Genomic DNA, 21,993 nt, shown 5'->3' on the forward strand with positions numbered 1-21,993 from the left:
CGATAGAAGGAGAAATTCCGCCTATTTATCAAAAGGTATCAAAATTAGCTTATATAGGCGGAGCTATTCCGCCTATTGCCTCAAAAAACGTGAAAAAGATAAGGTTTGCACGCCATAAGCGGAAAACCTCCCCTTATTTACACCAAAACGAGCTCCATTCTACAAATAACCGGAATATCTCCGCCTATTTTACCACGACCTTGTGCTGGCCGCCCGATAAGAGGATCTTACTTTAAAAATCCCCGACAGCTCTGTTTCTCACTTGCAACAATCCTTGTGATACGACTATGATTTAATCAAATAGATTAAGAGATACCAGGAGGTGAAGGCATGTCCAGAAATGAAGAAATCGGCATTTTAAAGGAAATCGCTGAACTTTTAAACGAAGGCGCAGATTCAAAGACTGTGTTAGCAGGGGTACTGCGAAAACTTTTGCATCTGACCGGACTGCAAACCGGCTGGATTTTTTTAATAGATGAAAAAGGGCAGCATCAACTGGCAGCCAAAGAGTCACTGCCTGAACCATTGGTACAGCATGATTACCAAAGAATGTGTAAGGGGGATTGCTGGTGTGTCAGCCGCTACAACAACGGTAAATTGAACAAGGCCGTAAACATTATCGAATGCCAGCGCATAGAGAATGTGATTCTCGAAAAAGCGGGTGACACCGGTGGTCTGACCCATCATGCGACTGTCCCGTTACGAGCGGGGAATGAGCGATTTGGATTGCTAAATGTCGGGTCACCTCATAAAACACATTTCCAAAAGGATGAACTAGCACTGCTAGAGGCAGTTGCCTTTCAAATTGGGACTGCACTGAAAAGAATCAAATTAACGCAAAGAGAGCAGGAGACCGCTCTTATTTCCGAGCGGAATCGGCTTGCACGTGATCTGCATGATTCTGTTAATCAGTTACTTTTTTCATTAAGTTTGACAGCAAGAGCAGGCAGGGAAATGACTGAAAACGAAGAGGTTAAACAAACCTTTGCCTATATACAGGATCTCTCACAGGAAGCGCTGGGTGAAATGAGGGCGCTCATTTGGCAGTTAAAACCGCAGGGGCTCGAAAATGGAATTATTAGTGCATTAAGAAGTTATGCAGAGATGCTTGGGTTAACTATGGACACCAAGCTGACTGGAATCTCAAGCTTTCCTGAAAAAGTAGAGGAAACGCTGTGGAGAATTGGTCAGGAAGCACTCGGCAATTGTAAGAAACATGCACAGTCCACAAATGTATCCTTAGTTTTAAATAGAAAAAGTGATTCTGTAACTATGATCATTCAAGATCAGGGCTGTGGTTTCTTTTATGATGAGAGCATTGAACTGCCATCGTTCGGACTTAAGAATATGAAGGCCCGCACAGAGGCGTTAAATGGAAACTTTCACTTAAAAAGTGAGCTTGGAAAAGGGACGGAGATTAAGGTTCAAATTCCAATCTAGGGGGAGCGGCAATGGGAATTAAGATCATGATCGCAGACGACCATCATGTGGTCAGGAGGGGATTAGCATTTTTTCTGAAAACACAAAAAGATATTGAAATTATTGGGGAAGCGGGCAATGGCAGAGAAGCGGTGGAACTCGCACGCACATTAATGCCGGACCTAATTCTCATGGATTTGGTGATGCCTGAGATGGATGGAATAGAGGCAACGAAAATCATTAAAAGTGAAATGCCGGAAATAAAGATTATGATGCTGACGAGTTTTTCTGACCAGGACCACGTAATTCCGGCACTAGAAGCAGGTGCCTCGGGCTATCAGTTAAAGGACATCGAACCTGATGAGTTAATTACGTGCATTAAAAAAATAATGGCTGGTGAAAATCAGCTTCACCCGAAGGCAACGTCACACCTGCTCGCCAATTTATCCAATAAAGATAAAACCGATGATAAGAAGTACATTTCAGAGTTAACGAAGAGAGAATTAGATGTTCTTAAGGAGATTGCAAGAGGGAAAAGCAATAAGGAGATCGCTTCTTCGCTCTTCATTACCGAAAAAACCGTGAAAACACATGTTTCTAATCTATTAGCCAAACTCGAATTAGCAGACCGAACCCAGGCGGCTCTTTTTGCTGTTAAAAATCAACTTGTGGAGTAATAAAGTACAGAATATTTTTATTCTTTTCTTCGCAGACTTCTTTTTCTTATCCTTTAATTTAATGTGATAGAATGGAGTACATGAAACACTGAGGGAGAGAAAGCGAGTGTACGAATTTATTAGAGGGTCACTAGAGTTTGTTGGTCCTGAGTATATTGTGATAGAAAATAATGGGATAGGCTACCAAATATCAACGCCAAATCCGTTTATTTATTCTGGTAAAATGAATACTAATGTTACTGTCTATACATATCATTATGTCCGAGAAGATTTAATGGCGTTATATGGCTTCGAGTCGAGAGAAGAAAAAAAGCTGTTTACGAAATTATTAAATGTTTCAGGGATTGGCCCAAAAGGGGCGCTTGCCATTTTGGCCTCCGGTGAAGTCCAGCAGGTTGTTTCAGCCATTGAAAATGAAGATGAGAGCTTCTTAGTCAAGTTCCCAGGGGTCGGGAAGAAAACAGCAAGGCAAATGATTCTTGATTTAAAGGGAAAATTACAGGATATTGTTCCAGATTATTTTCCAAACTTATTTAATGCAGATACATTCCCGGCGGCTGCTGACCCGGCCAATACTGCTTTTGAAGAGGCCGTCCTTGCCTTAAAGGCACTGGGCTATTCTGACAAGGAAGTGAAAAAGATTTCACCTGAGTTAAGAAAAGAACAGCTGTCAACGGACCAATATATTAAAAAAGCCCTGCAGCGGCTTTTAAAATAAGGTGATTATTCATGGATGAAAGAATTATTTCGAGTGAAGTAAATGAGAACGAAATCTCCTTAGAGCAAAGCCTTAGGCCGCAAACGTTACAACAATACATTGGTCAAGATCAAGTGAAGAAAAGTCTTGAGATTTTTATTGAGGCGGCAAGACTGCGGAAGGAAACATTAGATCATGTGCTTCTTTATGGACCTCCTGGATTAGGTAAAACGACGCTTGCTGTGATTATTGCCAATGAAATGGATGTAAACATCCGGACAACCTCTGGGCCAGCTATTGAAAGGCCTGGTGATTTAGCAGCCATTCTAACCGCACTCGAACCTGGTGATGTTTTATTTATTGATGAAATACACCGGCTTCCAAGACAGATTGAAGAGGTGCTGTATCCTGCTATGGAGGACTTTTGTCTGGATATCGTGATTGGTAAAGGTCCAAGTGCACGTTCCGTAAGATTAGATCTTCCTCCGTTTACACTTGTTGGCGCTACAACAAGAGCCGGATCGTTGTCCGCTCCGCTGCGCGACAGATTTGGAGTTTTAAGCAGACTCGAGTATTATAAGGAAGACCAATTGAAAAATATTGTCTTACGAACAGCAGAGTTATTTGAAACGAAAATTGACGAACAGTCTGCTGCTGAGATTGCGAGACGTGCGAGGGGAACCCCGAGGATTGCCAATCGCCTGCTGCGCAGGGTAAGAGACTTTGCACAGGTAAAAGGCAATGGTGAAATTAATATTGATCTGGCTCGGGAGTCTTTAGAGATGCTCCAAGTAGACAAACTCGGCCTAGACCATATTGACCATAAGCTGCTAAAAGGAATCATTGAAAGATTCCGCGGCGGTCCAGTTGGCCTTGATACGATTGCAGCATCGATTGGAGAAGAATCTGAAACCATTGAAGATGTTTATGAACCGTATTTACTGCAAATTGGCTTCCTGCAGCGAACACCTAGAGGAAGAGTGGTAACCGATTTAGTCTATCGCCATTTCGGCATGGAACACCCAAAACAGTAATTTTTGATAAGTAGGGATGTATTTTATGAAGGTAGATTTATTTGATTTTCATTTGCCTGAAGAGCTGATTGCCCAGGTTCCGCTTCAAAACCGGACTGATAGCAGGCTGATGGTAGTGAATAAGGAAACAGGCGGATTGAAGCATGAAATCTTTAAAAATATTAGTGAATATTTGCGTGAAGGGGATTGCCTTGTCTTAAATGATACAAAGGTACTTCCTGCACGCCTTTTTGGTGTGAAAAAAGATACTGGTGCTAAAATTGAAGTTTTACTTTTGAAACAGCTTGAAGGGGATAAATGGGAAACACTTGTTAAGCCTGCTAAGCGTGTAAAAGAAGGTACAGAAATTGATTTTGGCGATGGTTTACTTACAGGTGTTTGTACCGGAACCTCCGAGCATGGCGGAAGAATATTAGAGTTTCAGTATGACGGTATTTTCTACGAAATCCTTGATCAATTAGGAGAAATGCCGTTACCGCCTTATATTAAAGAACAGCTTGATGATAGAGACCGATATCAAACGGTGTTTGCCCGCGAACCTGGGTCTGCTGCTGCCCCGACTGCCGGGCTCCATTTTACCGAGGAACTGCTGAATGAGGTAAGGGAAAAAGGTGTTCATGTTGCGTTTATTACGCTTCATGTTGGACTGGGGACCTTCAGGCCTGTAAGTGTGGAGGATGTTCTCGAGCATGATATGCATGCTGAGTTTTATATGATAACCGAGGGAACAGCACGATTGCTTAATGAAGTACGTCAGAATGGCGGCCGAATTGTTACAGTTGGGACGACATCAACCCGGACACTGGAAACCATCGCTTCAGAAAACAATGGAACATTTATTGAAAGCAGTGGATGGACAAATATTTTTATTTATCCAGGTTACGAATTTAAGGCGATAGATGGAATGATTACCAATTTTCATCTGCCAAAATCAACATTGATCATGCTTGTCAGCGCGTTAGCGGGGAGAGAAAATATATTGCATGCCTATAATACTGCTGTAAATGAACGCTATCGCTTCTTCAGTTTTGGCGACGCAATGCTCATCATCTAACGTTAGGAAGGAGAAATATATTTGACTGCAATTCGATATGAATTTATTAAAACATGTAAGCAAACTGGTGCCCGTTTAGGGAGGGTACATACACCGCATGGTTCTTTTGACACACCTGCATTTATGCCGGTAGGAACACTTGCAACAGTAAAAACGATGTCTCCAGAGGACCTAAAGGAAATGGGTGCAGGGATCATTTTGAGTAATACCTACCACCTATGGCTGCGTCCAGGGAATGAAATTATCAGGGAAGCTGGCGGTCTTCATAAATTTATGAACTGGGACCGGGCGATTTTAACAGATTCCGGCGGCTTTCAGGTTTTCAGTTTGAGTGAGTTTCGTAAAATTGAGGAAGAAGGCGTTCATTTCCGTAATCATATGAGCGGTGAGAAATTATTTTTATCACCTGAAAAGGCAATGGAAATTCAGAATGACCTTGGTTCTGATATTATGATGGCATTTGATGAATGTCCGCCATACCCTGCTACATATGAATATATGCAAAAATCGGTAGAGAGAACTTCTCGTTGGGCAGAGCGCTGTTTGAATGCTCATCAGCGGCCAAATGATCAAGGACTCTTTGGAATTGTTCAAGGTGGAGAATTTGAAGAGCTTCGTAAACAAAGCGCGAAGGACCTTGTTTCTCTTGATTTTCCAGGTTATGCAGTAGGCGGATTGTCTGTTGGTGAGCCCAAGGACGTTATGAATCGAGTTCTTGAGTTTACAACGCCATTATTACCAACAAATAAACCACGTTATCTTATGGGAGTAGGGTCACCGGATTCCTTGATAGATGGGGCGATTCGCGGGATTGATATGTTTGACTGCGTTCTGCCAACGCGAATTGCAAGAAATGGTACATTGATGACGAGTACTGGCCGTCTCGTTGTGAAAAATGCTCAATTTGCAAAAGATTTCGGCCCGCTCGATCCAGATTGTGATTGCTACACATGCCGAAATTACAGCAGGGCTTACATTCGTCACCTAATTAAATGTGATGAAACATTTGGAATTAGATTAACTAGTTACCATAATCTCTATTTTCTGTTAAGATTAATGGAGAAGGTCAGACAAGCAATCCGAGAGGACAGGCTTGGTGATTTCCGAGAAGAGTTTTTTGAACGTTATGGTTTTAACAAACCAAACGCGAAAAATTTCTAATAGATGATTATTGAAAGGAGGGAAAAGCATGGCAGGAGGATTAGGTTCAATTATTCCTTTAATATTAATGTTTGTATTATTTTATTTCCTATTAATTCGTCCACAGCAAAAACGTACAAAAGCTGTACAACAAATGCAAAACGAGTTGAAAAAAGGTGATAAAATTGTCACGATTGGCGGTTTACATGGTTTTGTCGATTCAATCGATGAAAGCAAAGTCGTGATCAAATGTGGAGACGGCAGCCGTCTAACATATGACCGAAATGCGATTCGTGAAGTAACTGAATCAGCAAAAACTTCTACAACAGCAGAAGTTTCTTTAGAAAAGTAAGATTGAAAAAAGGAAGCCAAATTTCTGGCTTCCTTTTTCTATGCGGTTCTTTGGTTATTTGTTGCTATATTTACTCCGAGGATTCCACCCATCATGGCAATTAGCGTATAGCAAATATAGTAGATAACCTGTTCTACATCAAACAGGCGGTCATAGCCTAAATATTGGAACAGGAAGACAATAATGCTGTAAATTAATCCTGTTAATCCTCCAATCAGCCAGCCCTTTTGCTTTCGCTTTCCACCCGAGAGAAATCCTCCTCCAAACAGCCCTATAAAGGAAACGGCAGTAATAATGTATTGAAGTGAGACTTCCCGGACTGAAGTAAATCTAAGAATAGATGCGAAAATGAGACTGCTGACAATCGCAAATACGAAAATAAAAATTAACCCGTACAAAATAGCTGTACCAAAGCTTTTTGATTCGATTTGACTCTCCCCCTTTATGTTATCTTTTTGAATCAGAAAAACAGATTCTTACCTAGTACAAGCATATTCGCCTATTTTAAAAGTAGAATAAAAATTTACCCGTTTTTATTGTGATTGGTATTTTATTCCTCAAATGATTAAGGGGAAAAAGCTAATAATAGAATTGAGTGGTAAAAAAGGGGCGACAGTGGTGGAGATATACACAACGATCGTAATTAGGACAATATTATTTTACGTACTTATTCTCATTATTTTCCGTGTTATGGGTAAAAGAGAAATTGGGGAATTAAGTATTCTTGATCTCGTGGTTTTTGTCATGATTGGTGAATTGGCTATTGTCGGGATCGAAAATCCCAAGGAATCTTCCATCCAAGTTGCTATCCCTATGGTTTTATTAATGGTTATCCAGATAATTTTGGCAAAGCTTTCACTAAAGAGTAAAAGATTTCGTGATCTTGTTGACGGTAAGCCAACCATAATCATCAATCGTGGGAAAATTGATGAAGAAGCAATGAGAAAACAACGATACAACTTTGATGATTTACTTACCCAGCTAAGGGAAAAAGATATCCGCAGCATTGCAGACGTTGAGTTTGCCATATTAGAGTCCTCTGGCAGTCTTTCTGTTATCGAAAGAATGAATAATAGTGACGGAAAGCCTAAGGATGGAGATATTACCATTCCGTTAATCATTGATGGCAATATTGAAGAAGAAAATTTAACCCGGATTAATAAAACCAACCTATGGCTCCGCCAGGAATTAAAGAAAATGGGATACCGTGATGTTAGAAAAATCTCTTTTTGCAGTTTTGAAAATGGCAAGTTCTTTGTAGATATTATGGACGAAGAGTGAAAAAGACACGGTGCATGCGTGTCTTTTTCCTTTTCATCAAGTTGGGATTATATTGCGAATGATCGGTATTCTTCTGAGTTCTTCTTTTTTGATGAGGCCGGCTAATATTAACAGGAAAATGTAGAGGATCGACATTCCAGAAGCAGCCGACAATACCCTAATGGCTAAATGCTCGCCGAGAAGGATGTGGTTAAATAACCAATAGCCTATCCAAGCAGAGATTGCCATAATGATGCCGCCTTTTAGGTAATCTCGAATGTGAAAGCTAAACGAAATTTTCTTTAGCACTGTGGCAAAATGCAGCATCGTTACTAACACGAAACCAACTATAATGCCGAGTGCCACCCCTGTTATCCCAAAGGCCGGCTGTGAAGCGAGCAAGAAAATAACAGCTGTTTTAATAACAGCTCCAATTAAGCTATTGATCATTGCAGCCCTGGCAAGGTTAAGTGCCTGTAAGACAGCTTGGAGAGGGCCTTGGTAATAATAAAATAAAAAGAATGGTGCCATGATGCGAATAAAGTAAGAGCCTTTTGTAGACCCATACATAAGCTCCATCAATGGGTCTGCCAGTACATACAGGACAATCACAGACAAGCCGCCGCTTAAAAAAGCAAAACGAAGTGCCTGCTGCAGCCGGTGTTCAATCAATTGATGATTATTTTGGGAGTTGGCTTCACTAATTGCAGGAACTAGCGAAGTTGCCAGTGAAAAGGTAATGAACGATGGCAGCATTAATAATGGCATCGCAAACCCAGTCAGTGATCCGTATTGTTTCGTTGCCTCAATCGCAACTACACCGGCAAGTGCTAAGCTATGAGCGACGACGATCGGTTCAAAAAACCAGGATACTGACCCAATCATTCTGCTTCCCATTGTTGGCAGGGCGATTTCCATTAAATCTTTAAAGGTTTTCTTGCCAGAATGGACGAATTGGAAAAAGTTTTTTCTTAACTTGAATCGTTTCTTTAATTTAAAGGCAGTTAATAAATAGATTAAGGATGCCACTTCACCAATAATAGCAGCTACCATAGCTGCTGCTGCCGCATATTCAATTCCATAAGGCAGAAAAGCTTTAGTCATAACCGCAATTAAGGTAATTCTAACAAGTTGCTCTAAAATCTGCGATACAGCTGAAGGGCGCATGTTTTGTCTGCCCTGGAAATAACCTCTCAAAACAGAGGAAACGGCGATAACAGGGACAACAGGTGCAATCGCGATTAAAGGATAAAACGTTCTTGGGTCTGTAAAGAGTGTGGTAGACAAAATGGGTGCTAACAAAATGAGAGCGGGTGTAAAAATCAGCGAAAGCGAGATCGTTATCGCTAGAGAAACGACAAGAATTTTTTTTATTTCTTGATGATTTCCTCTTGCTTCTGCTTCGGCAATATTTTTTGAAATGGCAACAGGCAGTCCCATTTGTGTTAAGGTCACAACAAGGATAAAGGTGGGAAACGCCATCATATAGAGTCCGACCCCTTCTTCACCAATACTTCGAGCTATGACAATTCTGTTAATAAATCCAAGAACCCTCGTTATTAATCCCGCTAATAATAGGATAAAGGTCCCTTTTAAAAACTTTGACATACTACTTCCCACCTTCTCAAAAAAGAAGAATTCATATACAATTAATCTATATGCATAAGGGTGGACAAAGCATGACAAGGTGTTTTTTTATTTTGGCTGTGTAAAAGGTAAATGTTGGTATTGCACCCTGTTGATTTTCGCGGAAGGCACGAAGACTCCTGCGGGAGGACGGGGCAGGGGAGACCCCGCTTATCTCTAAGTGCCGAGGAGGCTCCCCGTTCCGCCCGCGGAAAGCGAAGTGCCTCGGGACAGGCATAGTGCGCCTGTCCCTGCGGTGATAATTCGAAGAAGCATTCCTAAGTGGAGCGTAAATCAACAGGCCTGTGTAACACAGCCACTATTTTAATGGCAAGAGAGAGACTAAAATGTCCGGAGGGGGCAGCATCATTGGAGAAAATACATGCTTACAATCATTTTCGTTCTCAAGTAGAACCAGCACTAATAAGCAAACTAGAAGAGTTTCGCCTATTAGGCTACAAAGAAGTCTCAGAAGGGGAACTTTGGGATTACCTGACAAGAAAGAAATGGAAGAGAGTTAAAGAAGAAATAAGAATTTATGAAATTATTGATGATATCCTTTCGGTAAAGATAAGTGATTACATCAGCTTTACGACTATCGAAGCTTATAAGCACAATGAAGTTAATCTAGATGATGAAGATGAAATGAAGGAATTATTAAAATAAATTTGGGGTTTACTAGAATAAATTGACAGTATTTCTAAACTATTTCATAATAAAAGCAATGATTTTTTTATATTTTTACATAAGGCTGTGACTGGCAGTGCTTTGGCTTTTAGCCCTAAGGAGGAACAATACATAATGGTTAAGCGCAGTAGAATTATTGCTTTCCTTTTAGTCGTTATACTAATTGGAAGCACTATGGGGGTTACCTCGACTGGTATTTTAAAAGACATTAAGCTTGGTTTGGACCTGCAGGGTGGATTCGAAGTTTTATATGAAGTACAACCTGCAAAAAAGGGTCAGGAAATTAACAAGGAAGTATTAGCGAGTACAGCAGAAGCACTAGATAAGAGGATCAATGTTCTCGGTGTTAGTGAACCAAATATCCAAATTGAAGGTGAAAATAGGATTCGTGTTCAGCTCGCCGGGGTAACAGATCAAAATGAAGCGCGTGAGATACTATCTACCCAAGCCAATCTTACCTTCCGTGACGCCAATGACCGAGTGATGATGGATGGAGCGGATTTAGCCGAGAATGGTGCGAGTCAGACTTTTGATGAAAATGGAGCACCAAGTGTTTCATTAAAGTTAAAAAGTGCCGATACATTCAGAAAAGTTACCGAAGAAATTGTCAAAATGACACCAAACAATTATCTTGTCATTTGGCTTGATTTTGAAGAAGGAAAAGATTCCTTTAAAACAGAAATTACAAAAGAAAATCCTAAATTTTTATCAGCACCTACAGTAAGAGAAATTTTTAATCAAAATACCGTTTCAATCGTAGGCAGCTTCACAGCTGAGGAGGCTCAAGAGCTTGCTTCACTTCTAAATGCAGGAGCACTTCCTGTGAAGTTGAAGGAAGTATATTCAACATCAGTTGGAGCTAAATTTGGTGAACAGGCATTAAATGAAACAGTCTTTGCCGGCATCATCGGAATTGCACTTGTTTATTTATTTATGTTAGTTTACTATCGTTTCCCAGGATTCATTGCGACAGTGACATTATCGATCTACATCTATCTCGTTTTATTAGTATTTGACTGGATGAATGCGGTATTAACACTTCCAGGTATTGCTGCCCTTATCCTTGGGGTTGGTATGGCAGTGGATGCCAATATCATCACATATGAACGGATAAGAGAAGAAATCAAGGTAGGAAAGTCCATTAAATCTGCATTCCAAGCAGGGAGTAAGAGTTCCTTTTCTTCCATTATCGACGCAAACTTAACTACCATTCTGACGGCTGCAGTGCTGTTCTTTTACGGGACAAGCTCTGTTAAAGGGTTTGCAACAACATTAATTGTCAGTATTTTAATGAGTTTTGTTACCGCAGTATTTGGTTCGCGTATTTTCTTAGGAATGTGGGTTAACAGTGGATTCCTAAATAAAAAGCCAGGATGGTTTGGTGTCAAAAAGGCAGATATTAAGGATATTGCCGAGAATTATGATACATTAGACCTCCCAACCAGATGGGATAGATTTGATTTCGTAAAGGTTAGAAAACTATTCTTCATGATCTCAGGTGCATTATTAGGAATTGGTTTGATTATACTCCTAGTGTTCCGTTTGAATCTTTCTATTGATTTCTCGAGTGGAACCCGGATTGAAGTATTATCTGATAAACCATTAACAACTGAACAAGTAGAAAATGCTTTTGATGAAGTGAATATCAAAACAGACGATATCCTTATTTCTGGCGAGAATAAAGAAATTGCTTCTGCTAGACTCAAAGGTGTGCTATCGAAAGACGAAATTGCAGATTTAAAGGAAAAGTTCAGTAAAGAATTTGGTGCAGAGCCAAATGTTAGTACGGTTTCTCCTACAGTAGGGAAGGAGATTGCCAAAAATGCTGTAATTGCTCTCATCATCGCGTCCATTGGGATTATTATCTATGTAACCGTTCGATTTGAAATGGCGATGGCTGTAGCGGCGATTGTTTCATTACTGCATGATGCTTTCTTTATGATTGTGTTCTTCAGTATTACTAGATTGGAAGTAGATTTGACGTTCATTGCTGCGGTATTAACCATTGTTGGTTACTCAATCAATGATACCATTGTTACTTTTGACCGTATGCGTGAGAACTTGATTAAGAAAAAGCGTCTTAAAACCTTTGATGATATAGCCGAGGTTGTTAATGTCAGCTTACGCCAAACTTTAACACGTTCCTTTAACACCGTCCTTACTGTTATGGTTACGATTATCGCTTTAATATTCTTCGGAAGTGAGTCCATCCGCAATTTCTCAATTGCGATGTTTGTAGGATTAATTTCTGGTGTATACTCATCTGTCTTTATTGCGACCAACCTTTGGGTTGTTTTAAAAGCAAAAGAACTGAAAAAGAAGGGAACCATTAAGACAGTTAAAGAAAAGCGAAAAAACTCGGATGAACCGCAGGTATAATCCTTTTAATAACCGCAGACTATTCTGCGGTTATTTTTATTTTCAAGTGGAAAATATCAATGATTGAAAGCTAAACTTCGCTCCTGTATAATAGTAAAGTCTGAGGGGTGAACGCATGTTAAAGTCAAAAACTAGATGGATTGTTCGTAAATCCGATCAACAACTAGTAAAAACTCTCGAAAATGAATTGAAAATTACGCCGCTTGTTGCGTCGCTGCTTATCAACCGCGGATTAGATACCGCCGAATCTGCACGGTCTTTTTTATATGGAAATGAGCAATTTCATGACCCTTATCTATTAAAAGGTATGGATGCTGCCGTCAACAGAATTCGGCAGGCAATTGAAAATCAAGAACCTATATTAATATTTGGAGATTACGATGCAGATGGAGTGAGCAGTACAACAGTATTAATGCTCACGCTCAAGGATCTGGGAGCCAATGTCCAATTTTATATACCTAATCGCTTTACAGAAGGGTATGGTCCGAATGAGCCTGCCTTTCGAAGTGCAGCTGAATCTGGAATAAAATTAATTATTACGGTAGATACAGGTATTTCTGCTCTGCATGAAGCAGGTGTTGCAAAGGAACTAGGCCTCGACTTAATTATCACGGATCACCATGAGCCAGGTCCGATCCTGCCGGAAGCATTGGCGATTATACATCCCAAACTTCCAGATAGTATTTATCCTTTTCGTGAACTTGCTGGGGTAGGTGTGGCGTTTAAATTAGCTCATGCTCTATATGGTAAACTTCCAGAGCACTTGCTTGAAATTGCGGTTATTGGTACCATCGCTGATTTGGTTTCGTTAAAAGACGAAAACCGCCTTATTGCCAAAAAAGGTTTGGAAATGCTTAAAGTCACGAAGAATAAAGGTCTTAAAGCTATTTTAAAAACAGCAGGTGTCAACCCGCAGAATATTAACGAAGAGACAATCGGCTTTACACTTGCGCCAAGAATTAATGCAGTCGGCAGATTAGAAAATGCTGATATGGCTGTAGACCTTCTACTAACCGATGACCCTTTTGAAGCAGAAAGCTTAGCACAAGAAATGGACGAGTTAAACAAAACAAGGCAGTCAATTGTTAATTCCATTACACTTGAAGCGATTGAAGAGGTGGAGAAGAACTACCCTATTGAATCTAATTCAGTCCTTGTGATTGGTAAAGAAGGCTGGAATGCAGGTGTAATTGGCATCGTTGCCTCTAGATTAGTTGAAAAGTTTTACCGGCCGACCATTGTCCTTAGTTATGATTCTGAAAAAGGCTTGGCTAAAGGATCAGCTCGGAGTATTGAAGGATTTGATTTATTTAAAAATCTATCAACGTGCCGTGATATCCTTCCACACTTTGGCGGACATCCAATGGCTGCCGGAATGACGCTAAATCTAGAAGATGTTCCAGATCTTCGTCAAAGATTGAATCTTTTGGCAGAGGAACAGTTAACAAAGGAAGATTTTATCCCTGTAACTTTACTTGATCATCAAATAAATGTTGAAGAAATTAATTTATCTTCATTAGATGAATTAAATCTGCTGGCTCCTTTTGGTATGGACAACCCTAAGCCGAAGGTGTTAATTCGTAATGTCCAAGTCGCTGCTATGAGAAAGATTGGATCTGAACAAAACCATTTAAAAGTAATGGTCAACGATAACGGAGCAAACTTGGATGGGATTGGTTTCGGACTGGGTCAGTTGGCCGACCATATTTCACCAGCTTCGAAAATTTCACTGATAGGTGAATTAGCTGTTAATGAGTGGAATAATATCCGTAAACCACAAATTTTTATCCAGGATGCTGCCGTTGAATCATGGCAATTATTTGATCATCGCGGGGTGAAAAAGATTCACTCTATGGTGAATACTATCCCAAAGGAAAAGCGGACATTTGTTATTTTTAATAAGGAACAGCATGATAACATGGATTACTCACTAAAAGATGAGGCAATCCTGATTCAAAATGAAGATGATGCGAAAGCCTTTGACACACATCAAGCCAATGTGGTACTCGTTGACCTTCCGCCGTCAAAGGACATCATTTGGCACTTATTTAATGGAAAACAGCCAGCTCGAATTTATGCCTATTTTCAAAAAGAATCGAGTGATTTCTTTAGTACTCTGCCTACAAGGGACCATTTTAAGTGGTTTTATGCTCTGCTATTAAAAAAGGGTCCGATTGATTTAAGGCGTCATGGAGATGAAATTGCCAAACACCGGGGCTGGTCGACAGAAACCATTACCTTTATGTCAAAGGTGTTTTCTGAATTAGATTTTGTTACAATAAACAATGGATTTATTACTTTGAATAAACAATCACAAAAGCGTGACCTAACTGATTCGATTACCTATCAAACGAAACAGTCTCAATATGCACTTGAAAGAGATCTATTATTTTCATCCTTTCAAGCGTTGAAGAGCTGGTTTGACGAGGTTATAGAAGGATCAGTTCATATTGAGGAGGCAATTAAGTAATGGACTTAAAGCAATTTATCGCAATCGTACCGGATTACCCGAAACCAGGAATTACATTCAAGGATATTACTCCATTAATGAACAATGGAGCAGCGTATAAGTACGCTACGGACCAGATTGTTGAATACGCAAAAGACAAACAAATTGATTTAATCGTTGGTCCTGAGGCAAGAGGGTTTATCATCGGCTGCCCAGTATCCTATGCACTAGGTATCGGCTTTGCACCTGTTCGTAAGGAAGGGAAACTTCCTCGTGAAACAGTTAAAGTCAGCTATGGACTAGAATATGGAAGTGATGTTCTAACCATTCATAAGGACGCGATTCAGCCGGGTCAGCGAGTTCTAATCACGGATGACCTGTTAGCAACAGGTGGAACGATTGATGCCACCATTCAATTAGTTGAGCAGCTTGGCGGTGTGGTTGCTGGAATTGCTTTTCTTGTAGAATTATCCTACCTCGAAGGCCGTAAAAAGCTTGAAGGCTATGACATCATGACATTGATGAATTATTAATAGTTTGAGGGCACTCGTAACTGAGTGCTCTCTTGTTATAAGAGGAGACCTATTTTTTTTCTTAGATTTCGACACTTTTTTCGCAAAATACAGTAAAATAGGTATCAAACCCTTTACATCTGAGTTTTTTTTTTCGATAATAGTAACATTCATTAGTAACTAGTTTAGGTAGTAATACATTTAATAATAAAAAATGAGACGAAAAATAAGGTGATTTTATGGCGAACGACCAAGTGCTAACCGCCGAACAAGTCATCGACAAGACGAGGGTCTATTTAAACGAAGAGCATTGTGAATTTGTAAGAAGAGCATATGAATTTGCAAAACATTCTCATCGTGAACAATATAGAAAGTCGGGAGAGCCTTACATTATCCATCCCATTCAGGTTGCTGGAATTCTAGCGGACTTGGAGATGGATCCTGCAACGGTTGCCGCTGGTTTTCTTCATGACGTTGTTGAAGACACGGATGTCACCTTAATGGACATCGAGACTGAATTTAATGACGAAGTGGCCATGCTTGTCGACGGGGTTACGAAATTAGGAAAAATTAAATATAAATCACACGAGGAACAGCAGGCAGAAAACCACAGGAAAATGTTTGTGGCAATGGCTCAGGATATCCGCGTTATTTTAATCAAGCTTGCTGACCGTCTGCATAATATGAGGACACTTAAGCACCTTCCCGTTGAGAAGCAGCGCCGGATTTCAAATGAAACCCTTGAAATCTTTGCACCTCTGGCCCATCGTCTTGGTATTTCTAAGATTAAGTGGGAGCTCGAAGATACTGCATTAAGATACTTAAATCCACAGCAATATTACCGTATTGTTAACCTGATGAAAAAGAAACGGGCGGAACGGGAACAATATTTGGTCGATGTAATGGATGAAGTTCGCAATAGAATGAAAGAAGTGTCCATTAATGCAGAGCTATCTGGAAGGCCAAAGCATATTTATAGCATTTATCGTAAAATGGTTCAGCAGAATAAACAATTCAGTGAAATTTATGATCTATTGGCCGTACGAATTGTTGTGAATAGTATAAAGGATTGCTATGCGGTATTAGGTATCATTCATACATGCTGGAAGCCTATGCCTGGGCGATTTAAAGACTATATTGCAATGCCGAAGCCTAATATGTATCAATCTCTTCACACTACAGTCATTGGTCCTAAGGGCGACCCGCTGGAGGTTCAAATTCGGACATCTGAAATGCATAGGATTGCTGAATTTGGTATTGCGGCCCACTGGGCGTATAAAGAAGGCAAAGCACTTAGTGATACCACTTCTTATGAAGAGAAGCTGACTTGGTTTAGAGAAATCCTTGAATTCCAAAATGACACGGCTAATGCCGAAGAATTTATGGAGTCACTGAAAATTGATTTATTTTCTGATATGGTTTTTGTATTTACACCAAAAGGTGATGTAATAGAATTACCATCTGGTTCCGTACCGATTGATTTTGCTTACCGGATTCACTCTGAAATCGGTAATAAAACAATAGGGGCCAAAGTTAACGGTAAAATGGTTACACTGGATTACCGGCTTAAGACAGGTGACATTATCGAAATTCTTACCTCCAAACATTCTTATGGACCAAGTCAGGATTGGTTAAAGCTTGCGCAAACGTCTCAAGCGAAGAACAAAATCCGAGCCTTCTTTAAGAAGCAGCGCCGGGATGAAAATGTCGATAAAGGCAAAGAGCTTGTTGAAAAAGAAATCCGTGCGATGGAGTTTGATTTAAAAGAAATTTTAACAGCCGATAATCTGAAAAAGGTAGCCGAAAAGTTTAATTTTGCCAATGAAGACGATATGTATGCAGCTGTTGGCTATAATGGTGTAACCGCACTGCAGGTAGCTAACCGCCTAACGGAAAAATGGCGCAAGAAGCGAGACCAAGAGCAGTCTGCAACCATTACAAATGCCATTTCAGATATGAAGTCATTTCCTTCAACGAAAAAGAGAGAATCTGGTGTTCGTGTTGCCGGGATCGATAATTTGTTAATCCGCTTATCCAGATGCTGTAATCCTGTTCCAGGTGATGAAATCGTCGGCTTTATTACGAAGGGCCGCGGTGTTTCTGTACACAGGGCAGATTGTACAAATATTGACTCTAATGATGCACAAACCAGGTTGATTCCAGTTGAGTGGGAATCCTCCTTAAATGACCGGAAAGAATATAATGTTGATATTGAAATTAGCGGTTATGACCGCCGCGGCCTATTGAATGAGGTACTGCAGGCAGTAAACGAGACGAAAACCAATATTTCAGCTGTATCTGGCCGATCGGACCGCAATAAAATGGCGACGATTATTATGTCTATTGCTATTCATAACGTCAGCCACCTGCAAAGGGTTGTGGATCGTATTAAACAGATACCAGATATATATTCTGTCCGCAGGATTATGAATTAAGGAGTTTATGAAATGCGAGTTGTGGTACAGCGCAGTAAAAATGCAAAGGTAAGTGTGAACGAAAAAATTACAGGTCAGATTTCTAAAGGTCTTGTTCTGCTTGTAGGAGTAACTCATCTAGATTCAGAAGAAGATGCTGCTTACTTGGCGGAAAAAATCGTCAATCTAAGGATTTTTGAAGATGAAGCTGGAAAAATGAATTTATCTTTACTGGATGTTGGCGGTGAGATCCTTTCTGTATCTCAATTCACTTTATATGGCGATTGCCGTAAAGGAAGAAGACCAAATTTCATGGAAGCTGCAAGACCCGAGCAGGCAAATCAGCTTTATGAAGTATTCAATGGTTTGTTACGTGAAAAAGGTATCAAGGTTGAAACAGGAATCTTTGGAGCGATGATGGATGTTGAATTAATCAATGACGGCCCTGTGACATTAATTGTAGAAAGTAAAGGATAAAAAAGGCTTGGCACTTAATAGCTGCCAAGCCTTTTTTTTGTCTAGCTGCATTCTATTGTTCTTTAAAATATTTTGCTAAGCCATTATAGATACCGGTTGCTGCACTTTCTTGAAAATGGCTGGAGGTCAGCGTCATTTCTTCTGCAGAGTTACTTAGGTACCCCAGTTCCATAAGAACGGCTTTTCTTTGGTTTTCACGAACGACATGATAATCACCGGAGCGGACACCGCGGCTTTTTAATCTGGTTTGTGTATTCGTTGAGTTATAAACATATTCTGCGAGTTTCTTTTGATACGAATGATAGTAATAGGCAGTCATCCCCCGGGCACTTCGGTCTAGGTTACTATCATAATGTAAGCTGAGAAAGGCATCTGCCTGATGAACACTCGCGAGTCTTACCCTTGATGGAAGCGGAAGATACGAATCGTTGTTTCTTGTCAGAAATACATTAGCGCCTGCTGCCTTTAACTTATCAGATAAAAGCTGGGCAGTCCTTAGTGTTAATTCTTTTTCAAGCGTTCCTCTCGACCCTGTCGCCCCAGTATCAATCCCGCCGTGACCAGGATCAATGACGATGGTTTTGTATTTGAGATAACCTCCAGCCCCCTGTTTATCAATTCCAGGTCCTGTGCCATTGGTTGTGACAAGCCATCCGGCAATATAACCATTCTTACCATTCGATAATTTGATCTGATACCAATCATTCTCGATACTAACAATGTGAAAGGAATCTCCTTCATTTGCCCGCTGGAGGACAGTTGATTGAACAGTTGGATCCTTTCTGATATTGGTCCCATTATGTAGAATTGTTACTTTGCTGTCCTTGGCCACTTCGCTCGATTTTGCTTGATCCTTGCTAAAATACCAGCCGGCAGCCCAGCCTGTCTTACCTGACTTGTATTCAATTTTGACCCAATTATTTACCTCATCTAAAATGGCAAATTTTTGTCCCTTTGAAACGGAGCCAATAATCCTGGCATTTAAAGAAGAACCATCACGGATACTAAGACTGCTGGCCGTAACTGTCCCTATGACTCCAGTAGATTTAGACGGCGTACTCTGATTCCCTATTTGAACAAATTCACTGCTTACCCATGCACTTTGTCCAGAGTACTTGATTTCCAGCCAATTATTCTTTTTCGAATAAATGCTTACCGTAGTGCCTTTTGCTAGTTTACCAATAATACTTCCTTTGGTAGAAGGCTCTTTTCTGATATTCAATGTATCAGTAACAATACCTTTATCTATGGATTTATTAGTATTATCATCTTTAGAATTAGTGCTATTGCTTTTTAAATCCATGTATTCTCTAGCAACCCAGCCTTCTCCAAATGAAGCAGAGATTTTTAACCAGTTTTCATTCTCATCAACAACACTGACAATTTGTCCTTTATTTAGAGAGCTTATAATACGGAAGCTCGTACCAGGGCCAGATCGCACTCGTAATTGATTGGTATTGGCTTCAGCACTTCTGCCTTTTGAATTACCCGAGCTTGTCGTAGTGGTTCCATTAGAGGATTTGGTTACCACCCAATTTGCAACCCAGCCTGTTTTCGCGGCTGAAAGCTGAATTTGAATCCAATCCCCTTTTTCTTTTAAAACCGTAAACTTTTCGCCTTTTTTTACTTGTTTTACAAGCTGGTAGCTTAAACCTGGACCATTACGGATGTTAACCGTACTTTCCGCAATGGTAACCGAATCGTTTGCCGCTGCACCTTTATCTTCTGGAAGGAATACAGCAAAAATTAACGTGAAGCATACGAACAAAAGTATAAATCTCCTTATCATCCTCTCTCTCCCTTCATCTATCATAATTTTAACGTAAAGCATTGTGAAAATCATTCCTTATTTGCTAAATTTCGCCTTTTTTCGGAAATCTTGTCTGCCATGTAAGTTTTTAAAAATGATTGGAAATAATAGAACTATAGTGATGATAAAAGAGGTGGTTTTCCGGTGAGATCTAGCGATAAGGCAAATAGTATCCAATCAATGGACAGCAGGCTTTTTGGTGTAGATTTTCATGATTTTATTCAAAAGGAACACAATAATACCACGTTTGAGCTTGCATCCGAATTTGGTCTTACAATCGGTGATGTTAGAAAGTTGAAAAAACATTTGGAAAGATCCTAAATCCTTCTTGACATTGGATTCAATGCTCCGTAATATTATATAAATAATAAACATGACGATAACCAATGATGGAGCATAGTAATTAAGGTTAAACATGACTAGAGAGGAAATGCCCTGGGCTGAAAGCATTTCTGCATGATTCTTAATGAATGAACACTCCGTAGGCTTCTCTCTGAAAAAGGATTATTAGAAGTTGGAACCATTCCGACTCTAGTTCCTCTACTAGGAGAAGAACGTGAGCAGGCGTTAACTGTAAAAGAGGAAGTGCATGAAATACTATGCCTTCAACTAGGGTGGCACCGCGGGATATAACTCTCGTCCCTTGTATGTTATTTATACAAGGGACGGGAGTTTTTTGTTTTTTATAAAGATTTTACATAAATGAGACTTTGTTAGGAGGAAACTGTTATGTCTATTAGCATTCCTAGAGGCACACAGGACATTCTGCCAGGAGAGGTAGAAAAGTGGCAGCTGATTGAGGCAAAAGCGAGAGAGCTTTGCGAGAAATATCAATATCAAGAAATTCGGACTCCAATCTTTGAACATACAGATTTATTTGCTAGAGGTGTTGGTGATACCACGGATATTGTACAGAAAGAAATGTACACATTTGATGACCGCGGCGGCCGCAGCCTTACGCTCCGACCTGAAGGGACAGCAGCAGTGGTAAGGTCTTTTGTTGAGAAAAAAATGTTCGGTTATCCAAATCAGCCTGTAAAGCTTTATTATATGGGACCGATGTTTCGATATGAACGCCCGCAGGCTGGACGCTTCCGTCAGTTTGTACAATTTGGAATTGAAGCATTAGGCAGTAATGATCCGGCAATTGATGCAGAAGTTATCTCATTAGCTATCAATTTATACAAGGAAATGGGCTTGAGAAAGCTAAAACTTGTCATCAATAGTCTGGGAGATAAGGAAAGCAGAAATGCTCACCGCAATGCTCTTGTGAATCACTTCCAGCCGAGAATCGGAGAGTTTTGTCATGATTGTCAGAATCGTTTGGAAAAAAATCCATTACGGATCCTTGATTGCAAGCAGGATCACAACCATGAATTAATGAAATCGGCACCGTCGATTATTAATTATCTGAATGATGAATCTAAGGCATATTTTGAAAAATTGCAGAAGTATTTAACACAATTAGATATCGAATTTGTCGTTGACCCGAACCTGGTTCGCGGCTTGGATTATTACAACCACACTGCATTTGAAATCATGAGTGACGCAGAGGGCTTTGGTGCGATTACAACATTATGCGGCGGGGGCCGTTACAATGGTTTAGCGGAAGAAATGGGCGGACCAGAAACCCCGGGAATCGGTTTTGCCATGAGTATTGAGCGTTTCCTAGCAGCACTGAATGCTGAAGGGATTGAGCTTGAAGTGAATCAAGGCATTGATTGCTATATCGCCTCACTGGGAGAAGAAGCAAAGGATTATACAGTAGGTCTCTTGCAAAAGTTACGACTTAGTGGTGTTTCAGCCGAAAGAGATTATTTAAATCGAAAAATCAAAGCGCAATTTAAAGCAGCAGACCGTCTGAACGCAAAATATGTTGCCGTTCTCGGTGATGATGAGCTTTCTAACAATAAAATTAACCTAAAAAATATGGCTACAGGCGAGCAGGAAGAAGTACCGTTAACACAGTTTGTAGAGTATTTTCAACAATTAAAGAGATAAGGAGA

Annotated in this window: 20 protein-coding genes and 1 other annotated feature; of the genes, 17 read left to right on the plus strand and 3 right to left on the minus strand. The window is 40.2% G+C overall.

What is annotated here, in order from left to right; genetic code table 11:
- The 8 genes from SFC47_RS09775 to yajC form a co-directional block, all read left to right on the plus strand.
- A partial coding sequence (locus SFC47_RS09775; protein ID WP_411254106.1) for a hypothetical protein occupies positions 1-236 on the plus strand: 236 nt, incomplete at its 5' end.
- Between the two features lie 94 nt (positions 237-330).
- Positions 331-1,440 (plus strand): GAF domain-containing sensor histidine kinase, encoded by a 1,110-nt coding sequence (locus tag SFC47_RS09780; RefSeq protein WP_411254107.1) that lies wholly within the window; start codon positions 331-333, stop codon positions 1,438-1,440.
- An 11-nt stretch (positions 1,441-1,451) separates the two neighbouring features.
- Positions 1,452-2,096: a response regulator gene (locus tag SFC47_RS09785; protein WP_411254108.1), complete on the plus strand. Its 645-nt coding sequence runs from the start codon at positions 1,452-1,454 to the stop codon at positions 2,094-2,096.
- Between the two features lie 106 nt (positions 2,097-2,202).
- Entirely contained in the window at positions 2,203-2,814 is a 612-nt protein-coding gene (gene ruvA / locus SFC47_RS09790) for a Holliday junction branch migration protein RuvA (RefSeq protein WP_411254109.1), read from the plus strand.
- Between the two features lie 11 nt (positions 2,815-2,825).
- The gene (gene ruvB, locus SFC47_RS09795; RefSeq protein WP_411254110.1) at positions 2,826-3,827 is read left to right on the plus strand and encodes a Holliday junction branch migration DNA helicase RuvB; all 1,002 of its coding nucleotides are present in this window, start codon (positions 2,826-2,828) and stop codon (positions 3,825-3,827) included.
- A gap of 25 nt (positions 3,828-3,852) precedes the next feature.
- Positions 3,853-4,881: a tRNA preQ1(34) S-adenosylmethionine ribosyltransferase-isomerase QueA gene (gene queA, locus SFC47_RS09800; protein WP_411254111.1), complete on the plus strand. Its 1,029-nt coding sequence runs from the start codon at positions 3,853-3,855 to the stop codon at positions 4,879-4,881.
- Between the two features lie 21 nt (positions 4,882-4,902).
- The gene (tgt, locus tag SFC47_RS09805) at positions 4,903-6,042 is read left to right on the plus strand and encodes a tRNA guanosine(34) transglycosylase Tgt (protein WP_411254112.1); all 1,140 of its coding nucleotides are present in this window, start codon (positions 4,903-4,905) and stop codon (positions 6,040-6,042) included.
- 28 nt (positions 6,043-6,070) lie between these two features.
- The gene (yajC, locus tag SFC47_RS09810; protein WP_411254113.1) at positions 6,071-6,373 is read left to right on the plus strand and encodes a preprotein translocase subunit YajC; all 303 of its coding nucleotides are present in this window, start codon (positions 6,071-6,073) and stop codon (positions 6,371-6,373) included.
- A gap of 38 nt (positions 6,374-6,411) precedes the next feature.
- Here yajC and SFC47_RS09815 read toward each other — a convergent pair whose 3' ends face one another.
- Positions 6,412-6,771 carry a TIGR04086 family membrane protein gene (locus SFC47_RS09815; protein WP_411254114.1) on the minus strand — a complete coding sequence of 120 codons (360 nt, stop codon included), beginning with the start codon at positions 6,769-6,771 and terminating at the stop codon, positions 6,412-6,414.
- Positions 6,772-6,991: 220 nt separating this feature from the next.
- On the opposite strand from SFC47_RS09815, the gene SFC47_RS09820 reads away from it, so the two are divergent.
- Positions 6,992-7,654, plus strand: coding sequence for a DUF421 domain-containing protein (locus SFC47_RS09820; protein ID WP_411254115.1), 663 nt, complete (start codon positions 6,992-6,994; stop codon positions 7,652-7,654).
- Positions 7,655-7,690: 36 nt separating this feature from the next.
- Here SFC47_RS09820 and spoVB read toward each other — a convergent pair whose 3' ends face one another.
- The gene (spoVB, locus tag SFC47_RS09825; RefSeq protein ID WP_411254116.1) at positions 7,691-9,241 is read right to left on the minus strand and encodes a stage V sporulation protein B; all 1,551 of its coding nucleotides are present in this window, start codon (positions 9,239-9,241) and stop codon (positions 7,691-7,693) included.
- Between the two features lie 387 nt (positions 9,242-9,628).
- Between spoVB and SFC47_RS09830 the strand changes: the two genes are divergently transcribed.
- The 6 genes from SFC47_RS09830 (at position 9,629) to dtd (ending at position 18,177) form a co-directional block, all read left to right on the plus strand.
- A complete protein-coding gene (locus SFC47_RS09830; protein ID WP_411254117.1) occupies positions 9,629-9,925 on the plus strand; it encodes a post-transcriptional regulator in 297 nt (98 codons plus the stop codon).
- 135 nt (positions 9,926-10,060) lie between these two features.
- Positions 10,061-12,325, plus strand: coding sequence for a protein translocase subunit SecDF (gene secDF, locus SFC47_RS09835; protein ID WP_411254118.1), 2,265 nt, complete (start codon positions 10,061-10,063; stop codon positions 12,323-12,325).
- A gap of 115 nt (positions 12,326-12,440) precedes the next feature.
- Positions 12,441-14,795: a single-stranded-DNA-specific exonuclease RecJ gene (gene recJ, locus SFC47_RS09840; protein WP_411254119.1), complete on the plus strand. Its 2,355-nt coding sequence runs from the start codon at positions 12,441-12,443 to the stop codon at positions 14,793-14,795.
- Positions 14,795-15,307 carry an adenine phosphoribosyltransferase gene (locus SFC47_RS09845; RefSeq protein ID WP_411254120.1) on the plus strand — a complete coding sequence of 171 codons (513 nt, stop codon included), beginning with the start codon at positions 14,795-14,797 and terminating at the stop codon, positions 15,305-15,307. The genes recJ and SFC47_RS09845 overlap by 1 nt, the downstream gene beginning before the upstream one ends.
- 218 nt (positions 15,308-15,525) lie before the next feature.
- Positions 15,526-17,721, plus strand: a complete 2,196-nt coding sequence (locus SFC47_RS09850; RefSeq protein ID WP_411254121.1) for a RelA/SpoT family protein — start codon at positions 15,526-15,528, stop codon at positions 17,719-17,721.
- Positions 17,722-17,733: 12 nt separating this feature from the next.
- Positions 17,734-18,177 carry a D-aminoacyl-tRNA deacylase gene (dtd, locus tag SFC47_RS09855; RefSeq protein WP_411254122.1) on the plus strand — a complete coding sequence of 148 codons (444 nt, stop codon included), beginning with the start codon at positions 17,734-17,736 and terminating at the stop codon, positions 18,175-18,177.
- 52 nt (positions 18,178-18,229) lie between these two features.
- On the opposite strand, the gene SFC47_RS09860 is transcribed toward dtd, so the two are convergent.
- Positions 18,230-19,966, minus strand: coding sequence for an N-acetylmuramoyl-L-alanine amidase family protein (locus tag SFC47_RS09860; RefSeq protein WP_411254123.1), 1,737 nt, complete (start codon positions 19,964-19,966; stop codon positions 18,230-18,232).
- 165 nt (positions 19,967-20,131) lie between these two features.
- On the opposite strand from SFC47_RS09860, the gene SFC47_RS09865 reads away from it, so the two are divergent.
- Both SFC47_RS09865 and hisS read left to right on the plus strand, forming a co-directional pair.
- Positions 20,132-20,308: a hypothetical protein gene (locus SFC47_RS09865; RefSeq protein WP_411254124.1), complete on the plus strand. Its 177-nt coding sequence runs from the start codon at positions 20,132-20,134 to the stop codon at positions 20,306-20,308.
- 56 nt (positions 20,309-20,364) lie between these two features.
- Positions 20,365-20,634 (plus strand) — a binding site (T-box leader).
- An 82-nt stretch (positions 20,635-20,716) separates the two neighbouring features.
- On the plus strand, positions 20,717-21,988 hold the full coding sequence (gene hisS, locus SFC47_RS09870; RefSeq protein ID WP_411254125.1) for a histidine--tRNA ligase: 1,272 nt from the start codon (positions 20,717-20,719) through the stop codon (positions 21,986-21,988).
- Positions 21,989-21,993 lie beyond the last annotated feature (5 nt).

The sequence above is a fragment of the Neobacillus niacini genome (assembly GCF_046591715.1).
Taxonomy (GTDB): domain Bacteria; phylum Bacillota; class Bacilli; order Bacillales; family Cytobacillaceae; genus Neobacillus; species Neobacillus niacini_L.